The following is a 21,613-nucleotide window of genomic DNA, read 5'->3' as shown; positions in this document are numbered from 1 at the left end:
TAAGTCAACGCGCGTTGAATAGCGGGGCTGCCACACGGCTCCGGGTACCGTCGGCGAGGTGAATGGCGGGAACCCGCACCGGCTGGTGCTCTGGGACATCGACCTGACCCTCATCGACCTGCCCGGGATCGGAGCCGAGTGGTACACGCACGCCCTCGCCACCGTGACCGGAGAGACGATGCGCGAGATCCCCTGGTTCCCCGGCCGTACCGAACGGGCCATCACCACGGAAGTGCTTGCCGCACACGGCATCGAAGCGGACGAGGAGCTCGTCCGCCGGATGTGGTCGGAACTGGTGGCGGTCTCCGCCGCCCAGCGCGACGCCCTGCCCGAACGCGGCCGCGCGCTACCCGGCGCCGCCGAGGCGCTGGCCGCGCTCGCCGCCACCGGCGGCGTGGTGCAGACCCTCGTCACCGGCAACCTGGCCGAGGTGGCACTGCACAAGCTTTCGGCGTTCGACCTGCACGGGCACCTCGACTTCGAGCTCGGCGGCTACGGTTCGCTGTCCGCGCACCGGCCCGACCTGGTCGACCACGCCGTGCGCAGGTCCGCGGCGAAGCACGGCGTCGAGTACCCGCCCGAGTCCGTCGTCGTCGTCGGCGACACCCCGCACGACATCGACGCGGCCCTCACCCACGGGGCGATCGGTATCGGCGTGGCCACCGGCCGTTTCGGCATGGACGAGCTGCGCGCCTCGGGGGCGCACACGGCGCTGCCGGACCTGCGCGACACCACGGCCGTGCTGGCCGCCGTACTGCGCTGAACGCCGCCGGCAGGCCGGCCTCAGCCGCGGACGAGCGCGACCAGCCGCTGCACGGCCTCGTCCACCGGGACCTCCTCGCGTTCGTTGCTCGCGCGGTCCTTGACCTCCACGAGCCCCTTCGCCAGGCCGCGGCCCACGACGAGAATCGTCGGGACGCCGACCAGTTCCGCGTCGGCGAACTTGACGCCGGGACTGGCCTTGCGGTCGTCCAGCAGTACCCGCAGGCCCCGCTCGGACAGTTCGGCCGCCAGCTTCTCGGCGCCTTCCGCGATGGACTCGTCCTTGCCCGCGAGCACCACGTGCACGTCCGCCGGGGCGACCGTGCGCGGCCAGCAGAGACCGAGCTCGTCGTGGTGCTGCTCGGCGATCACCGCGACCAGGCGGGAGACGCCGACACCGTACGAGCCCATGGTGATCCGGATGGGCTTCGAGTCGGCGCCGAGCGCGTCCAGCTCGAAGGCGTCCGCGTACTTGCGGCCGAGCTGGAAGATGTGCCCGATCTCGATGCCGCGGGCGGCGATCAGCGTCCCCTGACCGTCCGGGGAGGCGTCACCCTCCCACACCTCGGCCGCCTCGATCGTGCCGTCGGGGGTGAAGTCCCGGCCGCACAGCAGGTCGACCACGTGGTGGTCGGCCTTGTCCGCTCCGGTCACCCACGCCGTGCCGGGCACGATCCTCGGGTCGACGAGGTAACGCACCCCGTTGTCCCGCAGCGACTTCGGGCCGATGTAGCCCTTGACGAGGAACGGGTTGGTGGCGAAGTCCTTCTCGTCGAGCAGGGCGGCCTCGTCCGGTTCGAGCGCGGCCTCCAGGCGCTTCATGTCGACCTCGCGGTCGCCCGGCACGCCGATGCCGAGCAGCGTCCAGTCCTTCGTCCCCGGTGCCCGCGTCTTCACCAGCACGTTCTTCAGTGTGTCGGCGGCGGTGAACGTGCGGCCCAGCCCGGCGCCGTTCAGGAAGTCGACGAGGGACTCGATGGTCGGCGTGTCCGGGGTGTGGTGCGGCCGCGCCTCGGGCCTGCCCTCGATCGCCTGCGCGGGCGGGACGGGGGTGACCACGGCCTCGACGTTCGCGGCGAAACCGGACTCGGTGCTGCGGACGTAGGTGTCCTCCCCTGTCGGCGACACCGCGAGGAACTCCTCCGAGGCCGAGCCGCCCATCGCGCCCGAGGTCGCGGCGACCACGACGTAGTCGAGGCCGAGCCGGTCGAAGATCCGGATGTAGGCGGCCCGGTGCGCCTGGTAGGAGCGCTCCAGGCCCTCGTCGTCCAGGTCGAAGGAGTACGAGTCCTTCATGACGAACTCGCGGCCGCGCAGGATCCCCGCCCTCGGCCGCGCCTCGTCGCGGTACTTGGTCTGGATCTGGTACAGCGCGACGGGATAGTCCTTGTACGAGCTGTACTCACCCTTCACGGCGAGCGCGAAGAACTCCTCGTGCGTGGGCCCGAGCGCGTAGTCCACGCCCTTGCGGTCCTGGAGCCGGAACAGGCTGTCGCCGTAGTCGGTCCAGCGGCCGGTCGTCTCGTACGGCTCCTTGGGCAACAGCGCGGGGAACTGAATCTCCTGCGCGCCGATCGCGTCCATTTCCTCGCGCACCACGGTCTCGATGCGGCGCAACACCCGAAGGCCGAGCGGCAACCAGGAGTACCCGCCAGGGGCGACCCGGCGGACGTAGCCCGCGCGGACCAGCAGCTTGTGGCTGGGAACTTCGGCGTCGGCCGGGTCCTCGCGCAGCGTGCGAAGGAACAGCGACGACATCCTGGTGATCACTTCATGGCTCCTCGTCGTTCGGCGGACGGCACCGCGAACGGGCGGAACCGCCGGGGCGCGCAGTCGTGCCGCGGGCTGCGCAAAGGGTAGTCAACGGCAGGTACGCAGCGCATTCGGGTTCTTTCCCCGCGCCCTAGCGCCAGTGCGTGCGGTGCGCGATCCAGGCCCTGCCCGCGGCCGCGAGCGCGCGCTGGGCGGCCCGCACCCCGGAGGTCGCCGGGGGTTCGGGCAGGCGGCTCGACCGCTCCGCGTGCCCGGCGAGGGCGACGATGTAGGCCGTCACCGCCCACAGCGGCACGCCGTGCAGGGCGGGCCTGCGCCGGAGCAGCCGGTCGACGTCGGCGGGTTCGTGCCCGGCGGCGAGCACGTGCGGCACCAGCGAGACCAGGTCCAGCCATGCCGCCCCGCGCGCCGGGTACCGCCAGTTGACGACCAGCACCCGGCCCGGGCCGGACACCACCAGGTTGCCCGGGTGCAGATCGTTGTGCAGCAGCGTGTCGCCGGCCGCCCACGGATACCAGGAGGTCTCCATGGCCACCAGCGAGTCGAGGTTGCGCAGGGCCCACGGGTCGAGGTCCGCGGGCGGGTCGGCGCTCAGCTCGGTCCAGCCGCGCAGCAACGGACCCAGATCGTCGACGGCGGTCGGTACCCCGTCCAGCGGGCAGGGTGTCAGCGTGCGGGCCAGCGCGCCCAGCGTGGTGAAGACGGCGGACAGGTCGGGCGATCCGGGTCGCAGCTTCGGCCGGGTGCCGTCGACGTCGGAGAACACCAGCACCAGCCAGTCACCGTCCACTGTGGACAGCAATCCGGGTACGGGCGCCGCCGACGGAAGACGACGGGAGACGTCACGTTCGGCGTGGTAGTTGCCCAGCCGGGGGCTGTCCGAGGGCAGCGCCTTCGCGTAGACCCGCCTGCCGTCCTCGAGTTCCAGGCGGGCGCAGACGGCACCCTCGAACTCCGGCGACTGGCGCAGCGAGCGGACCACCGGCGAGCGCAGGCCGCCCTCCACCTCGGCACGGATCGCGGCGGGCAGATCGTCCCAGCCGAGCCGCGGATCGGCGCGCCGCACGCTGAGTGTCATCCGCCCCCATCACGCTGGTCACCAGGCCCGGTCGCCACGCTGCCCGTTCGCCCGGCTACCGACGATCACCTTACGCGAGGGACAGCACGTAGTCGTGGCTGGTGGAGTCCACCACGTAACCGCAACGCTCGTACACGCCCAGCGCCCGCGTGGCGTTGTCCACGTCCACCGACAGCGAGGACCGCCGGAAACCCGCGTCCCTGGCGGCGGCGAGCGTGTGCCCGAGCAGGGCCGAACCGACGCCCCTGCCACGCAGGCCCTCCCGGGTGCCGACGTGGCTCACGTACAGCTCGCGCACACCGGTCGCCGCGGTGTCGGCCGCGAAGTGGGCGGACAGCACGAACGCCTCGACCCGCTCCCGGCCCGGTGTCAGCAGCAGGAACGACAGGTCCGGCCGGAAGGCCTCGCTGCCGAGGACCCGGTGCTGCCAGCCCTCCGCCGTCACGTGGGTACTGCCCCAGTGCCCGGCGAAGACCTCGTTTCGCGCGGCCAGCGTCGCCTCGGCATGGGCGGGCTCATGGGTGACCAGTCGCAGGTCGTCCGGCAGCGGGGCCGGGGCGGGCAGGTTCGCGTCGAGCGCGGCGCGCATCTCGACGAAGGTGCGTCGCCGTTCGTACCCCGCCGCCGCGAGCGCCTCCGCCGTCCACGGGCGGTTCTCGTGCGCCATCACGTGGATCTCCAGCGGCGCACCGGGAAAGGTGCCCTCGTGTGCCGTCCTGGCGGCGCCGGCCAGCCAGGACAGCAGCCGCTCGCGCACCGCGTCGTCCCGGTGGCCGGGGTGGACCACCACCTCGGCCCGCAGCAGGTGCACGGGCTCGGCGGCGTCGCGCACCGCCACCATCGCGTAGGCGACCAGGTGTCCCTGCGCGCGGGCGGCGAGCGTCTGCGTGGGCAGGTCGGTTCCCGGCTGGGTGAGGTCCTCCCGCACGTCCTGCTCGCTCATGTGCTCCCCGGTGGGCTCCGACTTCTCGACGGCACCGAGCAGCTCGGTCAGCAGGCCCGCCTCGTCGATCCGGAGCGGTCCCCAGGTGAGTGTCATGGCCGGAGGGTAGGCCGCGCGAACGCCGTCCGCACCGGCGTTTCCCGCCGGATACCCTGCGGGTGTGCTGGTTCTGCTCCCCCCTTCCGAAACCAAGGCCGGTGGCGGCCGCGGCCGTCCGCTCGACCTGGACGCCCTGTCCTTCCCCGATCTGAACCCGGTACGGGCCAAGGTCGCCGACGCGCTCACGGAGCTGGCTCGGGACGTGACGGCCAGCCTCGCCGCGCTGGGCCTTTCGGAACGTCAGCACGAGGAGGTGGCCCGCAACGCCGAGCTGTGGACCGCGCCGACCGCTCCCGCGCTGCTCCGGTACACCGGCGTGCTCTACGAGGCGATGGACCTGACCGGGTTCCGTGCGCCGCAGCTCGCGAAGGCGGGCCGCCGGCTGGCCGTCGCCTCGGCGCTGTTCGGCCTGGTCCGCGCGAACGACCCGATTCCCGCGTACCGGCTCTCCGGCGACAGCGTCCTGCCGGGTACCGGCGGCCTGCGCCCGTTGTGGCGGCCCGCACTGGAACCGGTACTGGACGGGGTCGAAGGCCTGGTGGTCGATCTGCGCTCGGGTGCCTACGCCGCACTGGCGCGGGTCCCGGACGCGGTGACCGTCCGCGTCGTGACGGTGAACGCCGCGGGTGTACGCACGACCGTCAGTCACTTCAACAAGGCGTACAAGGGAAAACTGGCCGGGGTACTGGCTCGCGCCCCCCGCGAACCGTCCACTGTGGAGGGCCTGGTCCGGCTCGCGTCGCGCTCGGGCATCGCCCTCGAACGCACCGGCGACCGCGCCCTGGAGCTCGTCACCCCCACCTGATCCACCCGCCGTGTCACGCCCTCCAGCACCCCGTGTCGGGCCTTTGGGCACCCCGTGTCGGGTCTTTGGGCACCCCGTGTCGGGCCTTTGGGCACCCCGTGTCGGGTCTTTGGCGGACCTTATTTGGTGACTCAGCTTTGGGTATATGAGTCAGAACAGTCGCCACGCCTGACTCAACAGCGACGAGCCCGTTTGCGTGAGCAGACTCCATACACTCAGGAAACGGCCCTCCCGCAAGGCTTTAGTGGAACTGTTCGAACATCACTTCATATCCGTCGGGATCCAACCCGTAGAAGATGCGTGCCCACCCCGTGTCTTCAGGTTCCAGAGTGACGGGCAACTCCTCGCGTCGCCATAACTCGCGCATCGCGTCGATATCGGTGGTGGGTACGACCAGAACGAAGCCGTAGCCGAGGGGGCCTTGCCGGGTCAGGTTTCCACGCTCGTCGTGGTGGTAGCCGTGATCGAACCGGCCGGAGAGCATCAGCCACGTGTGACCGTAGGTCAGGTAACGCATGCCGGGCTGTTGTTCTTCAGGAATTTCCTTGAATCCGACCTTCCGGTACAGCGTGCACGAGCGGTCCATATCGCCGACCCGGAGTCCGACCTTCAGTTGTTTAGCGCCCATCGCCATCGTCTGATCGTGCCAGAGGGCCGGGGCGTTTTGTCCAGATGCCCCGGCGTCGGTGACGGCCGTCTACATCCGACTCCTGCCTTAGCCGGCGAATCGGCCAACGCGGATGACGATCTGGGAACAATTCATGGCACTCATCGAACGCCGCCACCAGCGGATGCAACCCAAGACCCGCCTTGTCGGCCAGCGCGGGACACCTTCGCCGGACGAACCGGTCGGGCACCGAGGACCCCGCCGGGCCGCTCCGTCTCTGCGGACAGGTCCTCCAGAACCGTGATGGCGTCGGCGGTCACCTGCTCGTCCATTCCCATGCGGTAGCCGGACAGGCGGGGTTGCAGGGGGCGAAGTCGGGGGACTCGCCCACGACGAACACCCACGACTCCACCGTGGGGTCCCGGGCCGCCCCCAGCCCACACCGGGGGCCGGTCGCGGCCTTACCACCCGGCGGCGAGCAGCCAGCCGAACGGGCCGGCGCCGAGCAGTCACGGCGCGCCGGCCGCGAGCACGTCCACCAACACGGCGGTGCCGAGCAGGCCCCGGGCGCGGCACGATCCCTGCATTCGCCCACGGGCGCGGACGTCGGCCCGGATCGCCTCCTGAGCTGGAGCGCACGACACGGGGTGCCCAGACGCCCGACACGGGGTGCCAGGGCGCGCGACACGACGGGGTGGGCGGGCGACGTTATTCGGTTGCGGGTGGTGGCGGGGTGCGGAAAGGTACCCGATACGCGACCCGGTGGAGGCCGGAGCGGACGAGACGAAGGAGGTGCCCCGTGACGAGGAATGTCGTGGGCTTTCCCTTCGCCCGCCCGCCCTTCCCGCCGGCGTAGCCGCAGCGCGCCGGTGGCCCTTCATTCGAGGAGAACCACCAGTGCGCAAGCACGATGTCGACGGCGACCGCATACCCGACGCCCCGGTACGCCGCACACCACGCAAGGCCCGCTTCGACGACGAACCCGAGCCGGAACGGTCCGGCAGGCTGACCGCGCAGGAGAAGGCCCGGCTCGCGAACCTGCGCGACGACGCCTACGCCGAACGCGAGATCCCCGGCGGAGGCGACCGCTGGTCCACCTGGGCGGACGGAGAACAGGGACCCCGCCCACTGCCGTACTGGGTGGTGACCGAACTCGCCGCCGTGGACACCGAACTCGGCGTGCTCAAGAGCGGCAAGGAAGCCGACGTGCACCTGTTGCGCCGCGGGCTGCCCGCCGGGCAGCCCGGAGAGCGGGACGGCGGGGAAACCGGCAGGGAGCCCGGTGACCACGCCCGGGTCACCGACTCCGGTACGGCAGGCGGTGGCGCGTCGGGTGACGGTTGTCTACTGGCCGCCAAGCGCTACCGCAGCGACGAGCACCGGATGTTCCACCGCGACGCCGGATATCTCGAGGGCAGGCGTATGCGCCGGTCACGCGAGATGCGGGCGATGCGGAACCGGACCTCGTTCGGCCGCAACCTGATCGCCGAGCAGTGGGCGGTCGCGGAGTTCGCGACGCTGAGCCGGCTGTGGTCGGCGGGGGCGCCGGTGCCGTACCCGGTGCAACGGGCGGGCACCGAGCTGCTGATGGAGTTCCTCGGCGACGCCGACGGCACGGCCGCGCCCAGGCTCGCCCAGCTCCGGCCGGACGCCGAGGAGCTGCGCGACCTGTGGCAGCAGACCGTCCGGGCAGTGGAATCCCTTGCCGCGCAAGGGCTCGCACATGGCGACCTCTCGGCGTACAACGTGCTCGTCCACAGTGGACGTGTGGTGCTGATCGACCTGCCGCAGGTGGTCGACGTGGTCGCGAATCCGCGCGGGACCGAGTTCCTCGCCCGGGACGTGCGCAACATCGCCGACTGGTTCCTCGCCCGCGGTCTCGACCCCGCGGACGCCGACGCCGGGGAACTGGTGGCCGAGCTGCGCGAGCTCGCGGGACTGCCGTGACCCCGCGCCTCAGCGGGGCAGGCGCCACCAGAGCCTGCGGTCGGGACGTTCCCCCTCGAAGGTCATCGAAAGACCGCCGAGCGGGGTGTCGGCACCGAGGGCGAGCACCTCGCAGATGATCCCGGTCTCGCCCGGCGAGAGGTCCACCCTCTCGTCCGGGCAGCCCTGGATCCGTGCCGTGTCACCGAAGAACCGCAGGGATGTCTCCAGCCAGGCACCCCGGTCGTCAACGAGCTGGAGCAGGTCCTCCTGTCTGCCGTGGACGAATTCCTCGGTGGCGGGGGTGACCGCGACACAGGCGGGCACGTAGCAGCCCCAGGCGGCGGGTTACCTCGCCGGAGAAGTACGCCGCGGGGCGCGTCGACGAGCTGCGCCCGCAGGCCGAGATAGGACAGGCTGTACACGGCCTCGGGACCTCGAACCTCCATTGTGGACGCGGTGTCGCAACGGGTGTGGCACGGGCACCGGAATCCACAGTGGACGTCTCCGGCGCCCGGCCGGGCCCCACGGGCTCCGCCAGTTCGTGTGCCCCCAGCGCCACCACGGCCTCCGGCTGGTCGTCCGGCCGGATCGGTGCCGGGGTCCAGCTCCGCAGCAGTGTGCCCAGCAGGGGCACCCGGCTGGGCACACCGACCAGGTGCACGGCGCGCGGATCGCGGACCGCAGTCGCGCACTGTCGTGTCCAGCAGGGCCACCGCGCGTTTCGGATCGCCCCGCACGAGCTGCTCGAACTCGGCGCGGGTGAGCTGGACCTCACCCAGATGGCCGGGCAGGGCCAGATCGGTCTGCGGATAACGGGACAGCACCTCCTTCGCCGCCCGTACGTCTCGCGCAACCGCGCGCGCTCGGCCAGCGCCGGGCGGCAGGGTCCGCCCGGCGTAAAGCTCGGCCGGCGCCGGACGGCCGCGCACCAGGTCGGCCACGATGCGCTCGTCGAGATCCTCGCCACCCAGGTCCGGCAATCCCGCGCAGCCCGCGACGGCGGCCGTGAGCAGTGCGCCGAGACGGGTGGCCCCCCAGTCCGCGAGATGGGTGATTACCAGGTGCAGCACCGGTGCGCCGGCCCCACGGCGGCCTCCCGCCAGCACCCGCTCCAGAACGGCGCGCACAATCGTGGTGACGGGCACCACGGCTCACCGTCCACGGAAACCAGACGTGCGGGTGTCCCCGCACCGGACACGACCGCGACCGTGTGCGAAGTACCGAATCGACCGCTGCGGTCACCTGCGCCACCCCGGTCGGGGCGAGTCGACCCTACCGGCGCGTCTCAGGTAGGGTGGTGACGCACCGCAACGGGCGTCGCGCCGCTGCTACGTCAAGCCGACCTCGGCTCGCGGTGGTCCATCAATCCGAGGCGTTCCGTGTCCGGCGATCCCGCCGACGCAGAATGCCGGGTTCGTCCCTGTGAACGCCCACCGCTTCGAAATGTGCCCTGCCTGCGCGCGGGCCAGCGGGCCTCCTTGCGACGTGCCACGTCCGAGAGGCATCTGTGACAGTCACGCTCGATTCCGAGAGCACCTCCGCCCGTTCCCGCAAGCCGCGGCACCGTCAGAACGGCCAGGAGAACACGGCGGCCGGCACCGCCCCCAGCAAGACCTTCGCCGAACTCAACCTTCCCGAACCGCTGCTGCGCACGCTGCGCGAGCAGGGTCTGCACGCGCCGTTCGCCATCCAGGCCGCCACGCTGCCGGACGCTCTCGCCGGCCGCGACGTGCTGGGCCGCGCGCAGACCGGTTCCGGCAAGACCCTCGCCTTCGGTCTCGCCCTGCTCGCCCGCCTCGACGGTGGACGCGCCCGCTCGAAGCGTCCCCGCGCGCTGGTCCTCGTCCCGACGCGCGAACTGGCCATGCAGGTGGCCGACGCGCTGACCCCGCTGGCCAAGTCGATGGGCCTGTGGTGCCGTACCGCCGTCGGCGGCATGGCCTTCGGCCGCCAGGCCGAGGCACTGCACCGCGGCGTCGACCTGCTGATCGCCACCCCCGGACGGCTGTCCGACCACGTCCGCCAGGGCACCTGCGTGCTCGGTGACGTGAACTTCGTGGCGCTGGACGAGGCCGACCAGATGGCCGACATGGGCTTCATGCCGCAGGTCAGGGAGATCCTCGACCTGACACCGCCGCGTGGCCAGCGCCTGCTGTTCTCGGCGACGCTCGACGGCGACGTCGACCGTCTCGTCCGCGCCTACCTGACCGACCCGGTGACCCACTCCGTCGACGCGGCCACCGCCAGCATCGACACCATGGACCACTACGTCCTGCAGGTTTCGCACCCGGACAAGCAGAACGTGATCACCGAGATCGGTGCCCGCGAGGGACGCACGATCATGTTCGTCCGCACCAAGCACCACGTCGACCGCCTGGCCGACAAGCTGCGCGCCAGCGGCGTGCACGCGGGCGCCTTGCACGGCGGCAAGACGCAGGGACAGCGCAACCGGGTCCTCGCCGACTTCAAGGACGGACACACCAGTGTCCTCGTGGCCACCGACGTCGCCGCCCGCGGCATCCACGTCGACGGGATCAGCCTCGTGCTGCACGTCGACCCGGCCGCGGACCACAAGGACTACCTGCACCGGGCCGGGCGCACCGCGCGGGCCGGGGCCTCGGGCACCGTCGTCACGCTGGTCACCCACGACCAGCGCCGCATGGTCCGCCGGATGACCGACCGCGCAGGCATCAAGCCGGAACAGGCCCAGGTCCGCCCGGGCGACGCGGAACTGACCCGTGTCACCGGCGCGCGTACGCCGAGCGGCGAGCCGGTCATCGAGCGGCAGAGCCGCCCGACCCGCGCCCCCGGCGGGCGTCGTGGCGGCCCGCCCGCGGGCGGCCGCGGCGGACGTCCGAGCTTCGGTGCCGGACGCAGGCAGGGCGGTTCCCGGCACGAGTCCTCGCGGCACGAGTCGTCCTCGCGCGGCGGCGGGCGACCGCACCGCACCGGCGGGCGCGCCCCGGCACGCCGCCAGTACAACGACTGAGCGATACCGCACCGGCGAGGGCCGGGTGCCGGGCCACGCGCCCGGTACCCGGCCCTCGCCGCGTCAACGGCCCGATTCCCTTTCGCTACAGCGAAATGAGCTCGAACGAGCAGGCATGCACGCCGCCGAAGCGCTCACCCTCGGCGCGGGCGGCCTGACGCAGGAACTCGTCCGGGTCACCCGGGTCGTCCAGTCCCGCCAGATACGCGGCGTGCGCGCGCAGCGAGTCGACGGCCCGATCCATCGTCGTGGTGATGTCGACGGCGTGGGTGGCCTCCGGTGAGGCCGCCACCGCCACCCAGCGCACACCGGGCCACGGTTCCAGTCCCTCGTCGTCGAGCAGCTCCGGGAAGACCCAGCGGTTGCCCGCGTCCCGCACGGCGTCGAGGGTGGCGAGCCCGGCGTGCCGGTGGTCGGCCATGTTCAGCCCGCCACCCGGCCAGTGCTCGCGATGGTTGGCCATCACCACCAGCTCCGGGCGGTACTTTCGCACGGCCCTGGCGATGTCGCGCCGCAGCGGAAGTCCGTACTCCAGCACGCCGTCACGGTGGCCGAGGAAGTCCACCCGGCGCACCCCGACCACGGCCGCGCCGGCGATCTGCTCGCGTTCCCGCAGCGGCCCCGCCCGCTCGGGGTCCATCCCGTCGATACCGGCCTCGCCGCTGGTGGCGAGCACGTACGTCACCTCGCGGCCCTCGTCGGTCCAGCGGGCCACGGCGCCGGACGCGCCGTACTCCAGATCGTCGGGATGCGCGACGACGGCGAGCGCCCGTTGCCAGTCCGACGGCATCTCGGCCAGTTCCGTGCTCTCCATCGCGCCCCGCCTCGCACCCGGCCGCGTTCGGGGTGAACACGGCGTCCGCACCGGAGAATAGGCCCCGCACGGGAATCCCGCGGGCGACCGGCGAGGGTGCACGATGCCAGCCTGTCCGGGCGGTGCGAGACTCCAGGGGTGAGCGCACCGGGACCGATCTCCACCGATGTCCAGCCCGAGCGGGTCTTCGACTGGCTCGACGAGGAAGCCGAGAAGCGTGCCGGCGCCGGACTGGTCCGCAGGCTCCGCGCACGGACCGCCGAGCCGGGCGATCTCGATCTCGCGGGCAACGACTATCTGGGGCTGGCCAAGGACAAGCGCGTCGCCGGAGCCGCCGCGGCCGCCTCGCTGCGCTGGGGTGCCGGTTCGACCGGTTCCCGGCTGGTGACCGGATCGACCGAACTGCACGCGGATCTGGAGCGTGAACTCGCCCGGTTCTGCGGCACCGAGGCCGCGCTGGTGTTCTCCTCCGGTTTCGCCGCGAATCTGGGTGCCGTGACGGCCCTGTCCGGCAGCGAGTGCGCCATCGTCACCGACAAGTACATCCACGCCTCCCTGATCGAGGGCTGCCGGCTCTCCCGCGCCGACGTCGCGGCCGTCGCGCACCGCGACCCGGCGGCCTTCACCCACGCACTGTCCACCAGGCGCAAACAGCGGGCACTGGTGGTGACCGACTCGGTGTTCTCGGTGGACGGTGACCTGGCTCCGCTGCCGGAACTGTGGCACGCCTGCCGCGCGCAGGGCGCCGCCCTCCTCGTCGACGACGCACACGGGTTCGGCGTGCTCGGCGACGGCGGCCGCGGCGCGGTGCACGAGGCCGGCCTGTCCGGCTCGCCGGACGTGGTCACGACCATCACCCTGTCGAAGGCGCTGGGAGCGCAGGGCGGTGCCGTTCTCGGGCCGCGCCGCGTCATCCGGCATCTCGTGGACACGGCCCGCAGCTTCATCTTCGACACCGCTCTGGCGCCGGGCAGTGTGGCCGCCGCGCTCGCGGCGCTGACCGCCCTGCGCGCCGAACCGGGTCTGCCGGCTCAGGTGCTGGCCGCGGCCACCGGCCTCGGTGCCCGGCTGCGCGAAGCCGGGTTCACCACGAGCACCCCGGAGGCCGCGGTGGTGTCGGTGCACGCGCCTTCCCCGGACGAGGCCATGTCCTGGGCCGCGCGCTGCGCCGAGCACGGGGTCCGTGTGGGCTGCTTCCGCCCCCCGTCTGTCCCGGACGGCATCTCCCGGCTGCGGCTCACCGCCCGCGCCGACCTCACCGAGTCCGATGTGGACACCGCGGTCCGGGTGATCACCGAGACGGCGCCGGACCGGGCTCGCTGACCGGCGAACCCGCCGGACGGCGCATGACAACGTGCGGGATGCCGTCCTCCAGGTACTCCTCGCCCTCGGTCCGGTAACCGAACCGCGCGTAGAAGCCGGTCGCGTACACCTGCGAGTCCAGCACCGACTCCCGGTCGCCGATGTGCGCCATCGCCGCCCGCATCAGGTGCGCACCGAGGCCACTCCCCCTGGCTCCGCCCGAGGTGCACACCCGGCCGACGCGGCGCACCCCTTCCTGGCCGGCGAGCACCCGCAGATAACCGTCGACGCCATCCCGTCCACGCACCCAGAAGTGCCGGGTGTCCGGGGACAGATCGCGGCCGTCGATCTCCGGGTACGGGCATTCCTGCTCGACGACGAACACGTCCACCCGCAACCGGAGGATCTCGTACAGCGGAGCGGCGGTCAGTTCGTCACCGGCGGCCTCGGCGACCTCGGGCGAATCGTTCCTCGTGTTCACCCCGACTGCTTATCACGGTGTTCCCGCCGACGGCAGGCGCACCGGTCCGCGCACGACCTGCGGTGCCGCTGTTCGCGGGTCCGGGCGTCGGAGAATTCACCCCGGCCCGGGCGATCGGCGGCGCTCGCTGCGGGAAGAACCCTTCGTGACGCGGCTCAGCGACGGCTCTCGCGGGCGATGTCCTCGGCGTAGGTGGCCACGCGGGTGTAGACACCGGGCTTACCGGGCTGGGCGCATCCCTCACCGAAGGACACGACACCGATCAGCGTTCCGTTGACCACCAGGGGGCCGCCCGAATCGCCCTGGCAGGCGTCGACACCGCCCTCCGGGTACCCGGCGCAGACCATGGTCCGGTTGTCGTAGTTGCCGAAGGCCTGCCCGCAGGTCGCGTCCCCGGCGATGGGCACCTGCGCCCCGCGCAGGATGGTGGAGCGGGCACCGCCCTCGCTCGTCCGGCCCCAGCCGAGCACGGTCGCGGACGTGCCCTCGGCGTACGCGCCCGCGTCTGCCGCGGTGGCCACGGCCGCGGGCCGGTATCGCAGGGAGTCGGTGAGCTTCAGCACGGCGATGTCGTTGCCGGAACCGTAATCGGTGTAGTCGGGCGAGACCCAGATGTCCCGCACTGCGCTCATCTCGCCCTCGCCGGTCCGGGTGTCCTCGCGGCCGGCGACGACGGTGATGTCCGCCGGGCTCATCGAGGCGGTGCAGTGGGCGGCGGTCACCACCGCGTTGCGGGAAACCAGTGTGCCGCCACAGAACTGTCCGCCGGCACTGTCGGCGAGGTACACGGCGTACGGGTGGTCACCGACGGAGGCGGGCTCGCCACCGACGATGCGTGGCTCCACGACCGGGGCGGGCACGGCCTCGGAGTCCGGGGATTCCGCCGCCACCGCGGAGGCGGCGGCCGGGACGAGTACGGCACCCGCGACGGCCGTGGCCGCGATGACCCAGCGCCGGCGGTTGCGGTTCCGGTTGGACTGAGGCATGCGTTGTCCCTTTCGTTCGGACGGCGCCACGTCTGCCGTCCTGGTCGTTCCGTACGTCGTTCGTGCTGCTCGGTGCGTGTGCTCTTCGGTCTGTGCGTCGCGTGTGTTCCGGCGCGGATCCGGGCCCGCCGCGGCCTCGTCGGGTGCGACATCGGGAGACCACTCGGGCGCGGAGCGTCACCGGTGGCAACGCGAACGACCCTAGCCGCAACGAGCGCTATCCGGTGTCACTGAAACGGGTGGCATCGACCGGCAGGCCGCGACTCTGCGAAGCTGACCGTGTGACAGTGCGGGTTTCGATGGCGGCTCTCGCCGTGTGCGCTGCGGCGACGATGGTCGCCGGTTGCGGCACCGAGCAGCCTTCCGTTCCCGAACCCGCGCCTGCGTCTGGCCCCGCTTCGGCCCCCGTAACGCCGCAGCCTGGGACGAGTACGTCCCCGGTGGCTCCGTCACCTCCACCCGCTCCCCGGTGGCGAGTGGGCGCCCAGCCGCTGCCGCTGCGATCCGACGGTTACGGCCAGATCCTGTCCACCCCGCCCGAACTGGTGGACAGGGCGTTGCCGACGGTGGATCTGCTGCCGCCGCCCGAGGACGGCCGGTACGCCTCGACCGTCCAGGCCGTGCCTTCGGAGGTGCTCGCCCGCAGCACCTGGCAGGCTGAATGTCCGGTCGCAGCAGGCGAACTGCGCTACCTGACGATGTCGTTCTGGGGTTTCGACGGACGTCCGCACACCGGCGAGATGCTCGTCGGGGCGTCCGCCGCCCAGGCGGTGACCGCGGCGTTCGGCACACTGTTCGAGTCGCGGTTCCCCATCGAGGAGATGCGGGTGACCAGGGCGGACGAGCTCGATGCCGCACCCACCGGCGACGGCAACAACACGTCCGCGTTCGTATGCCGGCCCACCCGTGGTGCCCGGACCTGGTCCGCGCACGCCTACGGCCAAGCGGTCGACGTCAACCCGTTCTGCAACCCGTACGTCAAGGACGACGTGGTACTTCCCGAACTCGCGTCGGCGTACACGGACCGTTCGGTGGAGCGGGCGGGCATGATCCGGCCCGGTGACGTGGCGACCTCGGCGTTCGGCGAAGCGGGCTGGACGTGGGGCGGGAACTGGGACGACCCGAAGGACATCATGCATTTCTCCGCCACGGGGCGTTGACGAGGGCTTCCTGGAACGGGAACTCGGGACGTACATCGAGGATGGTGTTCTCGGATCGGGAACCCTCGGCGTATGGGGGTGGTGTGCCGCAATGGAAACCCTGCACGTATCCCGGGGGTCGCGGATTTCGGGCACGCCCCGTGTATCGGAGTGACGTGGCGGAACGGGAATCCGGCACGCACCGGGGGTGCTCGCGGATTTCAGGCACGCCCGGCATATCGGGCTGTCGCGTACGGTGCGGTGGGGCGTATCGGGGTGGGTTTCTCGGGTTTACGGCACGCCTTCGGCGGGCCGTGTGAAACTGTCGCTCCTCGGGGCGTTTGCCGTTGTTGGTCGTCAGCGACAGTTCCCCACGGGACGGGTTTCTCGGTGTCGTTTTTTCTCGGTGCGGGTTGGTTGTCGCGTTTGTTTAGTGCGCGGCGTTCGGGCTTGTTCCCCTGCTGCTGCGTCCGGTTGTCCTTCGGTGAGTGCATTGGTGGCGTGGGTGGCTTGGGCGGCATCGGCCGTCCGGGTTTCTGACTGCACAGCGGCGCTGGTCGCGTTCGGGTGTTGTGAGGTCGGCGAAGGCCTGGCGCTGGGGGATTCGTCGACGTGTCGATATTGCGTCGCGCGCGTAGTGGCTCGATCCGTCGACTCCTCGTGGATACGACGTCAATACCGGAAGCGTTTCTCTGGTTCTCCTCGTTTCGGTCGACGGGTCTACGCATGAATGGACCGTTCGTTGTTAGGGGTGCTCGATGGTGTGATGGGAATTGTTCGGGGGTGTCGGTAGAATGGGTTCATGATCGATGGGGGATCTGTTGAGGTTCGGTTGGCTGCGATTCTTGATATGGATTCGCGGGAAACGGTGCGGGTTGATCACGGGGGTCTGGCTGGTGTTCGACTGTCTTCGTTGTCGGCGCGGGGGCTTCTTCGGGTGATGCGCGATGCCGAGGTCGCCCGATCGCGTGCCGAGGCTGTGCAGGTGCGGGCGGTGGCTCGGTTCGCCGCGTTGTCGGAGGAGTCGCGCGGTGTGGGCGCGGAGGTCGCGTTGACCCTGGCCACCACCGAGCACCGTGCACAGCGGATGGTGGCGATGGCGCAGGCGTCGACCACACGGCTACCGGAAACGTTGGCTGCGTTGGACACCGGCACCATCGACAGCTACAAGGCATCCAAGATCGTCGATGCGACGAATCCGTTGTCGGACGAGCACGCCGCTGCCGTGGACGCGGCGATGGTGGGTCGACTGGACGGGCGGAATCCGTCCAGCATTCGCCGCGCCGCCGTGCGGCAAGTCGTGGCCGTCGATCCGGACGGGCATGCTGAGCGGGCGCGGAAGCGGCGTCTGGAACGCAGCGTGCAGTTGGTGCACCAGGACGACGCCATGAGCACCCTGATCGCCGATCTGCCCACCGACACCGCCACGGCGATCTACGGGCGTGTGGACCGGATCGCGAAAACCCTGCGCGGTGGTGGCGAAACCCGCACCCTGGAACAGTTACGCACCGACGTGTTCGCCGAACTCTGCCTCGGCCACCGCACCGCCGAGACACGTACCGAAGTTTTCGTCCACGTCGCCGCGACCACCCTGGCCGGGGTCGACGACCATCCCGCCGAGCTACCTGGTCACGGGCCGGTACCGGCCTGGCTGGCCCGCCACCTCGCCACCAACTCGGGTTCGGTGCTGCGCAAGGTGGTCACCGATCCGGTCGTCGGGACGGTGCGTGACGTTGGGCGGGCCCGCTACCGGCCGCCGGCGGCGTTGGCCGAGTGGGTGAAGGTGCGTGACCGGGAATGCCGGATGCCGGGTTGCCACCGGCCGTCCCACGTATCCGACATCGACCACACCCAGGACTGGGCACGAGGGGGCAAAACCAGCGCCGACAACCTGACCGGACTCTGCCGACGACACCACCGCCTCAAAGACCTCCCCGGCTGGCACCTCGCCACCGACAACACCGGCGCCCTGCACATCACCACCCCCACCGGCAACGTCCACACCAGCCGACCCGCTCCGCTGACAGATCCACGTCCCGCCGCGCCACCCTTCTGACCACGAACAGCCGCACCGAACGCGCCACCGCCGGAACTGGCCGGGCAGCGTGCGGCGCTTCGGCGCACCCGCCCGTCGACACGACAGGACATGCCGAAACCGACGCCAGGTAGGCGAGCGGGCGGCAGACGGAAACCGCGACTCCCGCCCGTGCACCAGAAGCGCTCCGGCTCCGCCACCCTCGCCGCCGAACCCCGCCGCCGAACCCCGCCGCCGAACCCTCACCCGCGAATCGTGACCGGCGAAGACTCCCGCACGCCGGACGGGCCACGGCGTCCTAGACTTGCCGGACTAGGACAGCGCCGCCGCGAACCGCGCGGGAACAAAAGCATCGGCCGGACGGTTGCCGCCAATGCCGCCGGACGGGCCGCTTGCCGCGACAACGCAGGCGCACAACGGGAAACGAGGGATGACGTCGTGCCGCACTACGACCTGGTGATCGTGGGAACCGGATCGGGCAACTCGATCCTCGACCACCGGTTCGCCGACTGGAAAACGGCGATCGTCGAGAAGGGCGTCTTCGGCGGCACCTGCCTCAACGTCGGATGCATCCCCACGAAAATGTTCGTGCACACCGCCGACCTCGCGGCCACGCCCGGCCACTCCGCGCGCTTCGGCGTCGACGAGGAACTCACCGGAGTGCGCTGGCGCGACATCCGCGACCGCATCTTCGGCCGCATCGACCCCATCGCCGCGGGCGGCCGTGAGTACCGCCTCCACCACGAGGACAACGCCGGCACCACCGTCTACGAAGGCACCGGACGCTTCGTCGGCGACAAGGAACTCGCGGTGTCCTTCGACGACGGCCGCGCCACCGAGACCATCACCGCCGACCGCTTCGTACTCGCCGCAGGCGGCCGCGTCGCCGTACCGGACGTACCGGGCCTCGCCGACGTGCCGTACCACACCTCCGACACGGTGATGCGCCTCGACGAACTCCCCGAGCGCATGGTCATTCTCGGCGGGGGTTTCATCGCCGCCGAGTTCGCGCACGTGTTCTCCGCCCTCGGCGTCGAGGTCACCGTGGTCGTCCGCTCCGGCGCGATGCTGCGCCGCGAGGACACCGACATCAGCGAACGCTTCACCGCACTGGCCCGCGACCGCTTCGACGTGCGGCTGAACACCGCCACCACCGCCGTCCGCGCCACCGGTAGCGGCGTGACCGTCGACCTCGACGGCCCGGACGGACCGTCGAGCATCGAAGCCGGGGTGCTGCTCGTCGCCACCGGCCGCAGGCCCAACTCCGACCTGCTCGACGTCGCGAAGACAGGCATCGACACCACCGACGGCGGCTTCGTCCGGGTCGACAGCCACCAGCGCACCGGCGTCGACGGCATCTACGCGCTCGGCGATCTGTCCTCGACGTACGAACTCAAACACGTCGCCAACCAGGAAGCCCGCGTCGTGCAGCACAACCTGCTGCACCCCGGCGAGCCGATCGAATCCGACCACCGCTACGTACCGCACGCCGTGTTCGGCTCCCCGCAGATCGCCTCCGTCGGAATCACCGAACGCGAAGCCGAGGCACAGGGCCTGCGCTACGTCACCTCCACCCAGGACTACGCCGGAATCGCCTACGGCTGGGCGATGGAGGACCACAGCGGGTTCGCCAAACTGATCGCCGACCCGGCGACCGGGCTGCTCCTCGGCGCGCACATCATCGGCCCGCAGGCACCGACCCTGCTGCAACCGCTGATCCAGGCGATGAGCTTCGGACTCGACGCGCGCAGCATGGCCCACGGCCAGTACTGGATCCACCCGGCGATGCCGGAACTCGTCGAGAACGCCCTGCTCGGCCTCCCGCTGGACTGACCGGCGCGCCGCTCAGACGTACCGGGGACGGCCCGCGAGACCCCCGAAGACGAGCTGGGCGACCAGCGCCACCAGCAGCATCGCGATCGGCACCGTCCAGCTCCCGGTCAGCTCGTGCAACAGGCCGAACAGGAACGGGCCCGCCGCGGCCAGCAGGTAACCGAAGCCCTGCGCCATCCCGGACAAGCGGGCGGTGTCGGCGCCGGTCCGCGACCGCAACGCGATCGTCGTCAACGCCATCGAGAACACGCTCATACCGATACCCAGCAGCACACACCACAACAGCGGCGCGCCGCCGGGCGCGATCATCAGCCCGGTCAGCCCGGCGATCGCGAACAGGGTCAGCCCGACGATCCAGCCCGTCTGCCCGTTCTGCCTGGCCGCGACGGCCGGAACCACCAGGCTGATCGGCACCGCGAGCACCGAGACGAGCCCCAGCAGCAACCCCGCGTCACCCCGGCTCACCCCGGCGTCCATCAGCACCTGCGGGAGCCAGCCCATCACCACGTACGCCAGGAACGACTGGAGGCCGAAGAACAGGGTCACCGTCCAGGCCAGCGGGTTGCGCAACAGCGAACGCCCGCCCGCTTCGGCCTCCTCCGCGGAGTCCCGCCGCCTCGTCCCCCGGCGGGCCGCCACCGACCACACCACCAGCGCGAGCACGGCCAGCACCGCCCAGCTCGCCAGCGACGGCCGCCACCCGCCCAGCGCCGTGTCCAGCGGCGGGCTCAGCGCCGAACCGATCGCGCCGCCGCCCTGCAACGCCGCCGTGTAGACACCGGTCATCAGCCCGATGCGCAACGGGAAGGAATCCTTCACCACCACCGGGATGAGCACGTTCGCCAGCGCGATGCCCGCGGTCACCACCAGCGTGCCGCCCAGCACCACGAGCTGGCCGCCCACCACGCGCACCGCCAGCCCGGCCGCCAGCACCGCCATCGCGATACCCACCGCGGCACCGATCCCCACCCGGCGGGCCAGCCGGGGCGCGGCCAGCCCCGCCGCGGCGAAACACAGGCCGGGCAAGGTCGTCAGCACGCCCGCCCACACGGCGGAGGCACCCAGCGCCACCCGCGCCTCGTCGAGCAGCGGGCCCACACTGGTGATCGCGGGTCGCAGGTTGACCGCCACCAGAACCACCGCGACGGCCAGCAGCAGCCCGCCGGTGAGCACCCGGCGCGAGCCTCGCCCGGCGAGCTCGACGGCACCGTCGAGCTCGGGCTCCTGCCCCCACGCGGGCACGGTGGATCCGGCGACCATGCGGCTACTATGACAGACATAGGATGATTGGTTGAACCGATCTCAACGGGAGGGTTCGTCACAGTGCCGCTGGCGACCACACGCCGCACCGGTCTCGTCGACCAGGCGATCGAGCAGCTTCGCGAAGCCGTGCGCGGCGGCGAGTGGCCGGTGGGCAACCGCATCCCGGTGGAAGCCGAGCTGGCGGCGAGCCTGGGCGTGGGCCGCAACACCGTCCGCGAGGCGGTGCGCGCGCTGGCGCACGCCGGACTGCTGGAGGTCCGCCAGGGTGACGGCACCTACGTCCGCGCCACCAGCGAGGTCTCCGGTGCGGTGCGCAGACTGTGCGGATCGGAACTGCGCGAGGTACTGCAGGTACGGCGCACGCTGGAGGTCGAGGGCGCCCGGCTCGCCGCGACCGCCAGGACCGAAGAGGAACTGCGTGAGCTGACCGGGCTGCTCGGCGCACGTGACGAGGCGCAGCGGGCCGGCCGGGCGGACGAGTTCGCCCGCGTCGACTCCGAGTTCCACCTCGCGGTCGTCCGATGTGGACACAACACGTTGCTCGCCGAGCTGTACCAGGGCCTGGCCGAAGCCGTCACGGCGAGCGTGCGCTCCACCGCCGGCGAGCCGGTGAACCTGCACCAGATCCGGCACGACGGGCTGCTCGACGCCATCCGCGACCAGGACGCGGGCCGGGCCGCGGCCGAAGCGGGCGGCTTCCTCGACGAGTTGCTCGCCGGACTCGGCTGAACGAGACGGGTGGTCCCGCGCACCACGCGCGCACCCACCGCTGTAT

At 71.4% G+C, this 21,613-nt stretch carries 18 protein-coding genes; 9 read left to right on the top strand and 9 right to left on the bottom strand.

Going from position 1 to position 21,613, the window contains the following annotated elements; genetic code table 11:
- Positions 1-58 precede the first annotated feature (58 nt).
- Entirely contained in the window at positions 59-763 is a 705-nt protein-coding gene (locus CFN78_RS26430; protein ID WP_240519704.1) for an HAD family hydrolase, read from the top strand.
- A 20-nt stretch (positions 764-783) separates the two neighbouring features.
- On the opposite strand, the gene CFN78_RS26425 is transcribed toward CFN78_RS26430, so the two are convergent.
- The 3 genes from CFN78_RS26425 to CFN78_RS26415 form a co-directional block, all read right to left on the bottom strand.
- Positions 784-2,532, bottom strand: a complete 1,749-nt coding sequence (locus tag CFN78_RS26425; protein WP_094865752.1) for a proline--tRNA ligase — start codon at positions 2,530-2,532, stop codon at positions 784-786.
- 133 nt (positions 2,533-2,665) lie between these two features.
- Positions 2,666-3,613 (bottom strand): phosphotransferase, encoded by a 948-nt coding sequence (locus CFN78_RS26420; protein WP_094865751.1) that lies wholly within the window; start codon positions 3,611-3,613, stop codon positions 2,666-2,668.
- A gap of 70 nt (positions 3,614-3,683) precedes the next feature.
- Positions 3,684-4,652 carry a GNAT family N-acetyltransferase gene (locus CFN78_RS26415; RefSeq protein WP_094865750.1) on the bottom strand — a complete coding sequence of 323 codons (969 nt, stop codon included), beginning with the start codon at positions 4,650-4,652 and terminating at the stop codon, positions 3,684-3,686.
- A gap of 64 nt (positions 4,653-4,716) precedes the next feature.
- Between CFN78_RS26415 and yaaA the strand changes: the two genes are divergently transcribed.
- Entirely contained in the window at positions 4,717-5,460 is a 744-nt protein-coding gene (gene yaaA / locus CFN78_RS26410; protein ID WP_094865749.1) for a peroxide stress protein YaaA, read from the top strand.
- A 241-nt stretch (positions 5,461-5,701) separates the two neighbouring features.
- Here the strand turns inward: yaaA and CFN78_RS26405 are convergent, their stop codons facing one another.
- On the bottom strand, positions 5,702-6,094 hold the full coding sequence (locus CFN78_RS26405) for a VOC family protein (RefSeq protein WP_205660660.1): 393 nt from the start codon (positions 6,092-6,094) through the stop codon (positions 5,702-5,704).
- 870 nt (positions 6,095-6,964) lie between these two features.
- On the opposite strand from CFN78_RS26405, the gene CFN78_RS26400 reads away from it, so the two are divergent.
- Positions 6,965-8,014 (top strand): serine protein kinase RIO, encoded by a 1,050-nt coding sequence (locus CFN78_RS26400; protein ID WP_094865748.1) that lies wholly within the window; start codon positions 6,965-6,967, stop codon positions 8,012-8,014.
- Between the two features lie 9 nt (positions 8,015-8,023).
- Here CFN78_RS26400 and CFN78_RS26395 read toward each other — a convergent pair whose 3' ends face one another.
- Entirely contained in the window at positions 8,024-8,320 is a 297-nt protein-coding gene (locus tag CFN78_RS26395; RefSeq protein ID WP_094865747.1) for a hypothetical protein, read from the bottom strand.
- Between the two features lie 1,183 nt (positions 8,321-9,503).
- Between CFN78_RS26395 and CFN78_RS26390 the strand changes: the two genes are divergently transcribed.
- A complete protein-coding gene (locus CFN78_RS26390; RefSeq protein WP_094865746.1) occupies positions 9,504-10,985 on the top strand; it encodes a DEAD/DEAH box helicase in 1,482 nt (493 codons plus the stop codon).
- Between the two features lie 85 nt (positions 10,986-11,070).
- Here CFN78_RS26390 and CFN78_RS26385 read toward each other — a convergent pair whose 3' ends face one another.
- Positions 11,071-11,799: a PIG-L deacetylase family protein gene (locus CFN78_RS26385; protein WP_094865745.1), complete on the bottom strand. Its 729-nt coding sequence runs from the start codon at positions 11,797-11,799 to the stop codon at positions 11,071-11,073.
- 138 nt (positions 11,800-11,937) lie between these two features.
- Here CFN78_RS26385 and CFN78_RS26380 point away from each other — a divergent pair, with 138 nt between their 5' ends.
- Complete coding sequence (locus tag CFN78_RS26380; RefSeq protein WP_094865744.1) at positions 11,938-13,122, top strand: 8-amino-7-oxononanoate synthase; 1,185 nt, start codon at positions 11,938-11,940, stop codon at positions 13,120-13,122.
- Here the strand turns inward: CFN78_RS26380 and CFN78_RS26375 are convergent.
- Together CFN78_RS26375 and CFN78_RS26370 are read right to left on the bottom strand one after the other, a co-directional pair.
- The gene (locus CFN78_RS26375) at positions 13,091-13,582 is read right to left on the bottom strand and encodes a GNAT family N-acetyltransferase (RefSeq protein ID WP_094865743.1); all 492 of its coding nucleotides are present in this window, start codon (positions 13,580-13,582) and stop codon (positions 13,091-13,093) included. The genes CFN78_RS26380 and CFN78_RS26375 overlap by 32 nt on opposite strands.
- Before the next feature lie 155 nt (positions 13,583-13,737).
- Positions 13,738-14,568 (bottom strand): S1 family peptidase, encoded by an 831-nt coding sequence (locus CFN78_RS26370; RefSeq protein ID WP_094865742.1) that lies wholly within the window; start codon positions 14,566-14,568, stop codon positions 13,738-13,740.
- A 476-nt stretch (positions 14,569-15,044) separates the two neighbouring features.
- On the opposite strand from CFN78_RS26370, the gene CFN78_RS26365 reads away from it, so the two are divergent.
- The 3 genes from CFN78_RS26365 (at position 15,045) to CFN78_RS26355 (ending at position 19,575) form a co-directional block, all read left to right on the top strand.
- On the top strand, positions 15,045-15,728 hold the full coding sequence (locus CFN78_RS26365) for a M15 family metallopeptidase (protein ID WP_165777721.1): 684 nt from the start codon (positions 15,045-15,047) through the stop codon (positions 15,726-15,728).
- Between the two features lie 829 nt (positions 15,729-16,557).
- Positions 16,558-17,763: an HNH endonuclease signature motif containing protein gene (locus tag CFN78_RS26360; protein ID WP_420807931.1), complete on the top strand. Its 1,206-nt coding sequence runs from the start codon at positions 16,558-16,560 to the stop codon at positions 17,761-17,763.
- A 417-nt stretch (positions 17,764-18,180) separates the two neighbouring features.
- Positions 18,181-19,575, top strand: coding sequence for a mycothione reductase (locus tag CFN78_RS26355; protein WP_094865739.1), 1,395 nt, complete (start codon positions 18,181-18,183; stop codon positions 19,573-19,575).
- A gap of 12 nt (positions 19,576-19,587) precedes the next feature.
- Here CFN78_RS26355 and CFN78_RS26350 read toward each other — a convergent pair whose 3' ends face one another.
- Positions 19,588-20,835, bottom strand: coding sequence for a CynX/NimT family MFS transporter (locus CFN78_RS26350; RefSeq protein ID WP_094865738.1), 1,248 nt, complete (start codon positions 20,833-20,835; stop codon positions 19,588-19,590).
- A 63-nt stretch (positions 20,836-20,898) separates the two neighbouring features.
- Between CFN78_RS26350 and CFN78_RS26345 the strand changes: the two genes are divergently transcribed.
- Positions 20,899-21,567: a FadR/GntR family transcriptional regulator gene (locus CFN78_RS26345; RefSeq protein ID WP_094865737.1), complete on the top strand. Its 669-nt coding sequence runs from the start codon at positions 20,899-20,901 to the stop codon at positions 21,565-21,567.
- Positions 21,568-21,613: the final 46 nt, after the last annotated feature.

The sequence above is a fragment of the Amycolatopsis antarctica genome, assembly GCF_002262875.1.
Classification (GTDB): Bacteria; Actinomycetota; Actinomycetes; order Mycobacteriales; family Pseudonocardiaceae; genus Amycolatopsis; species Amycolatopsis antarctica.
Note: the sequence above shows the minus strand (reverse complement) of the source record. Positions and strands in the feature narration are given on the sequence as shown.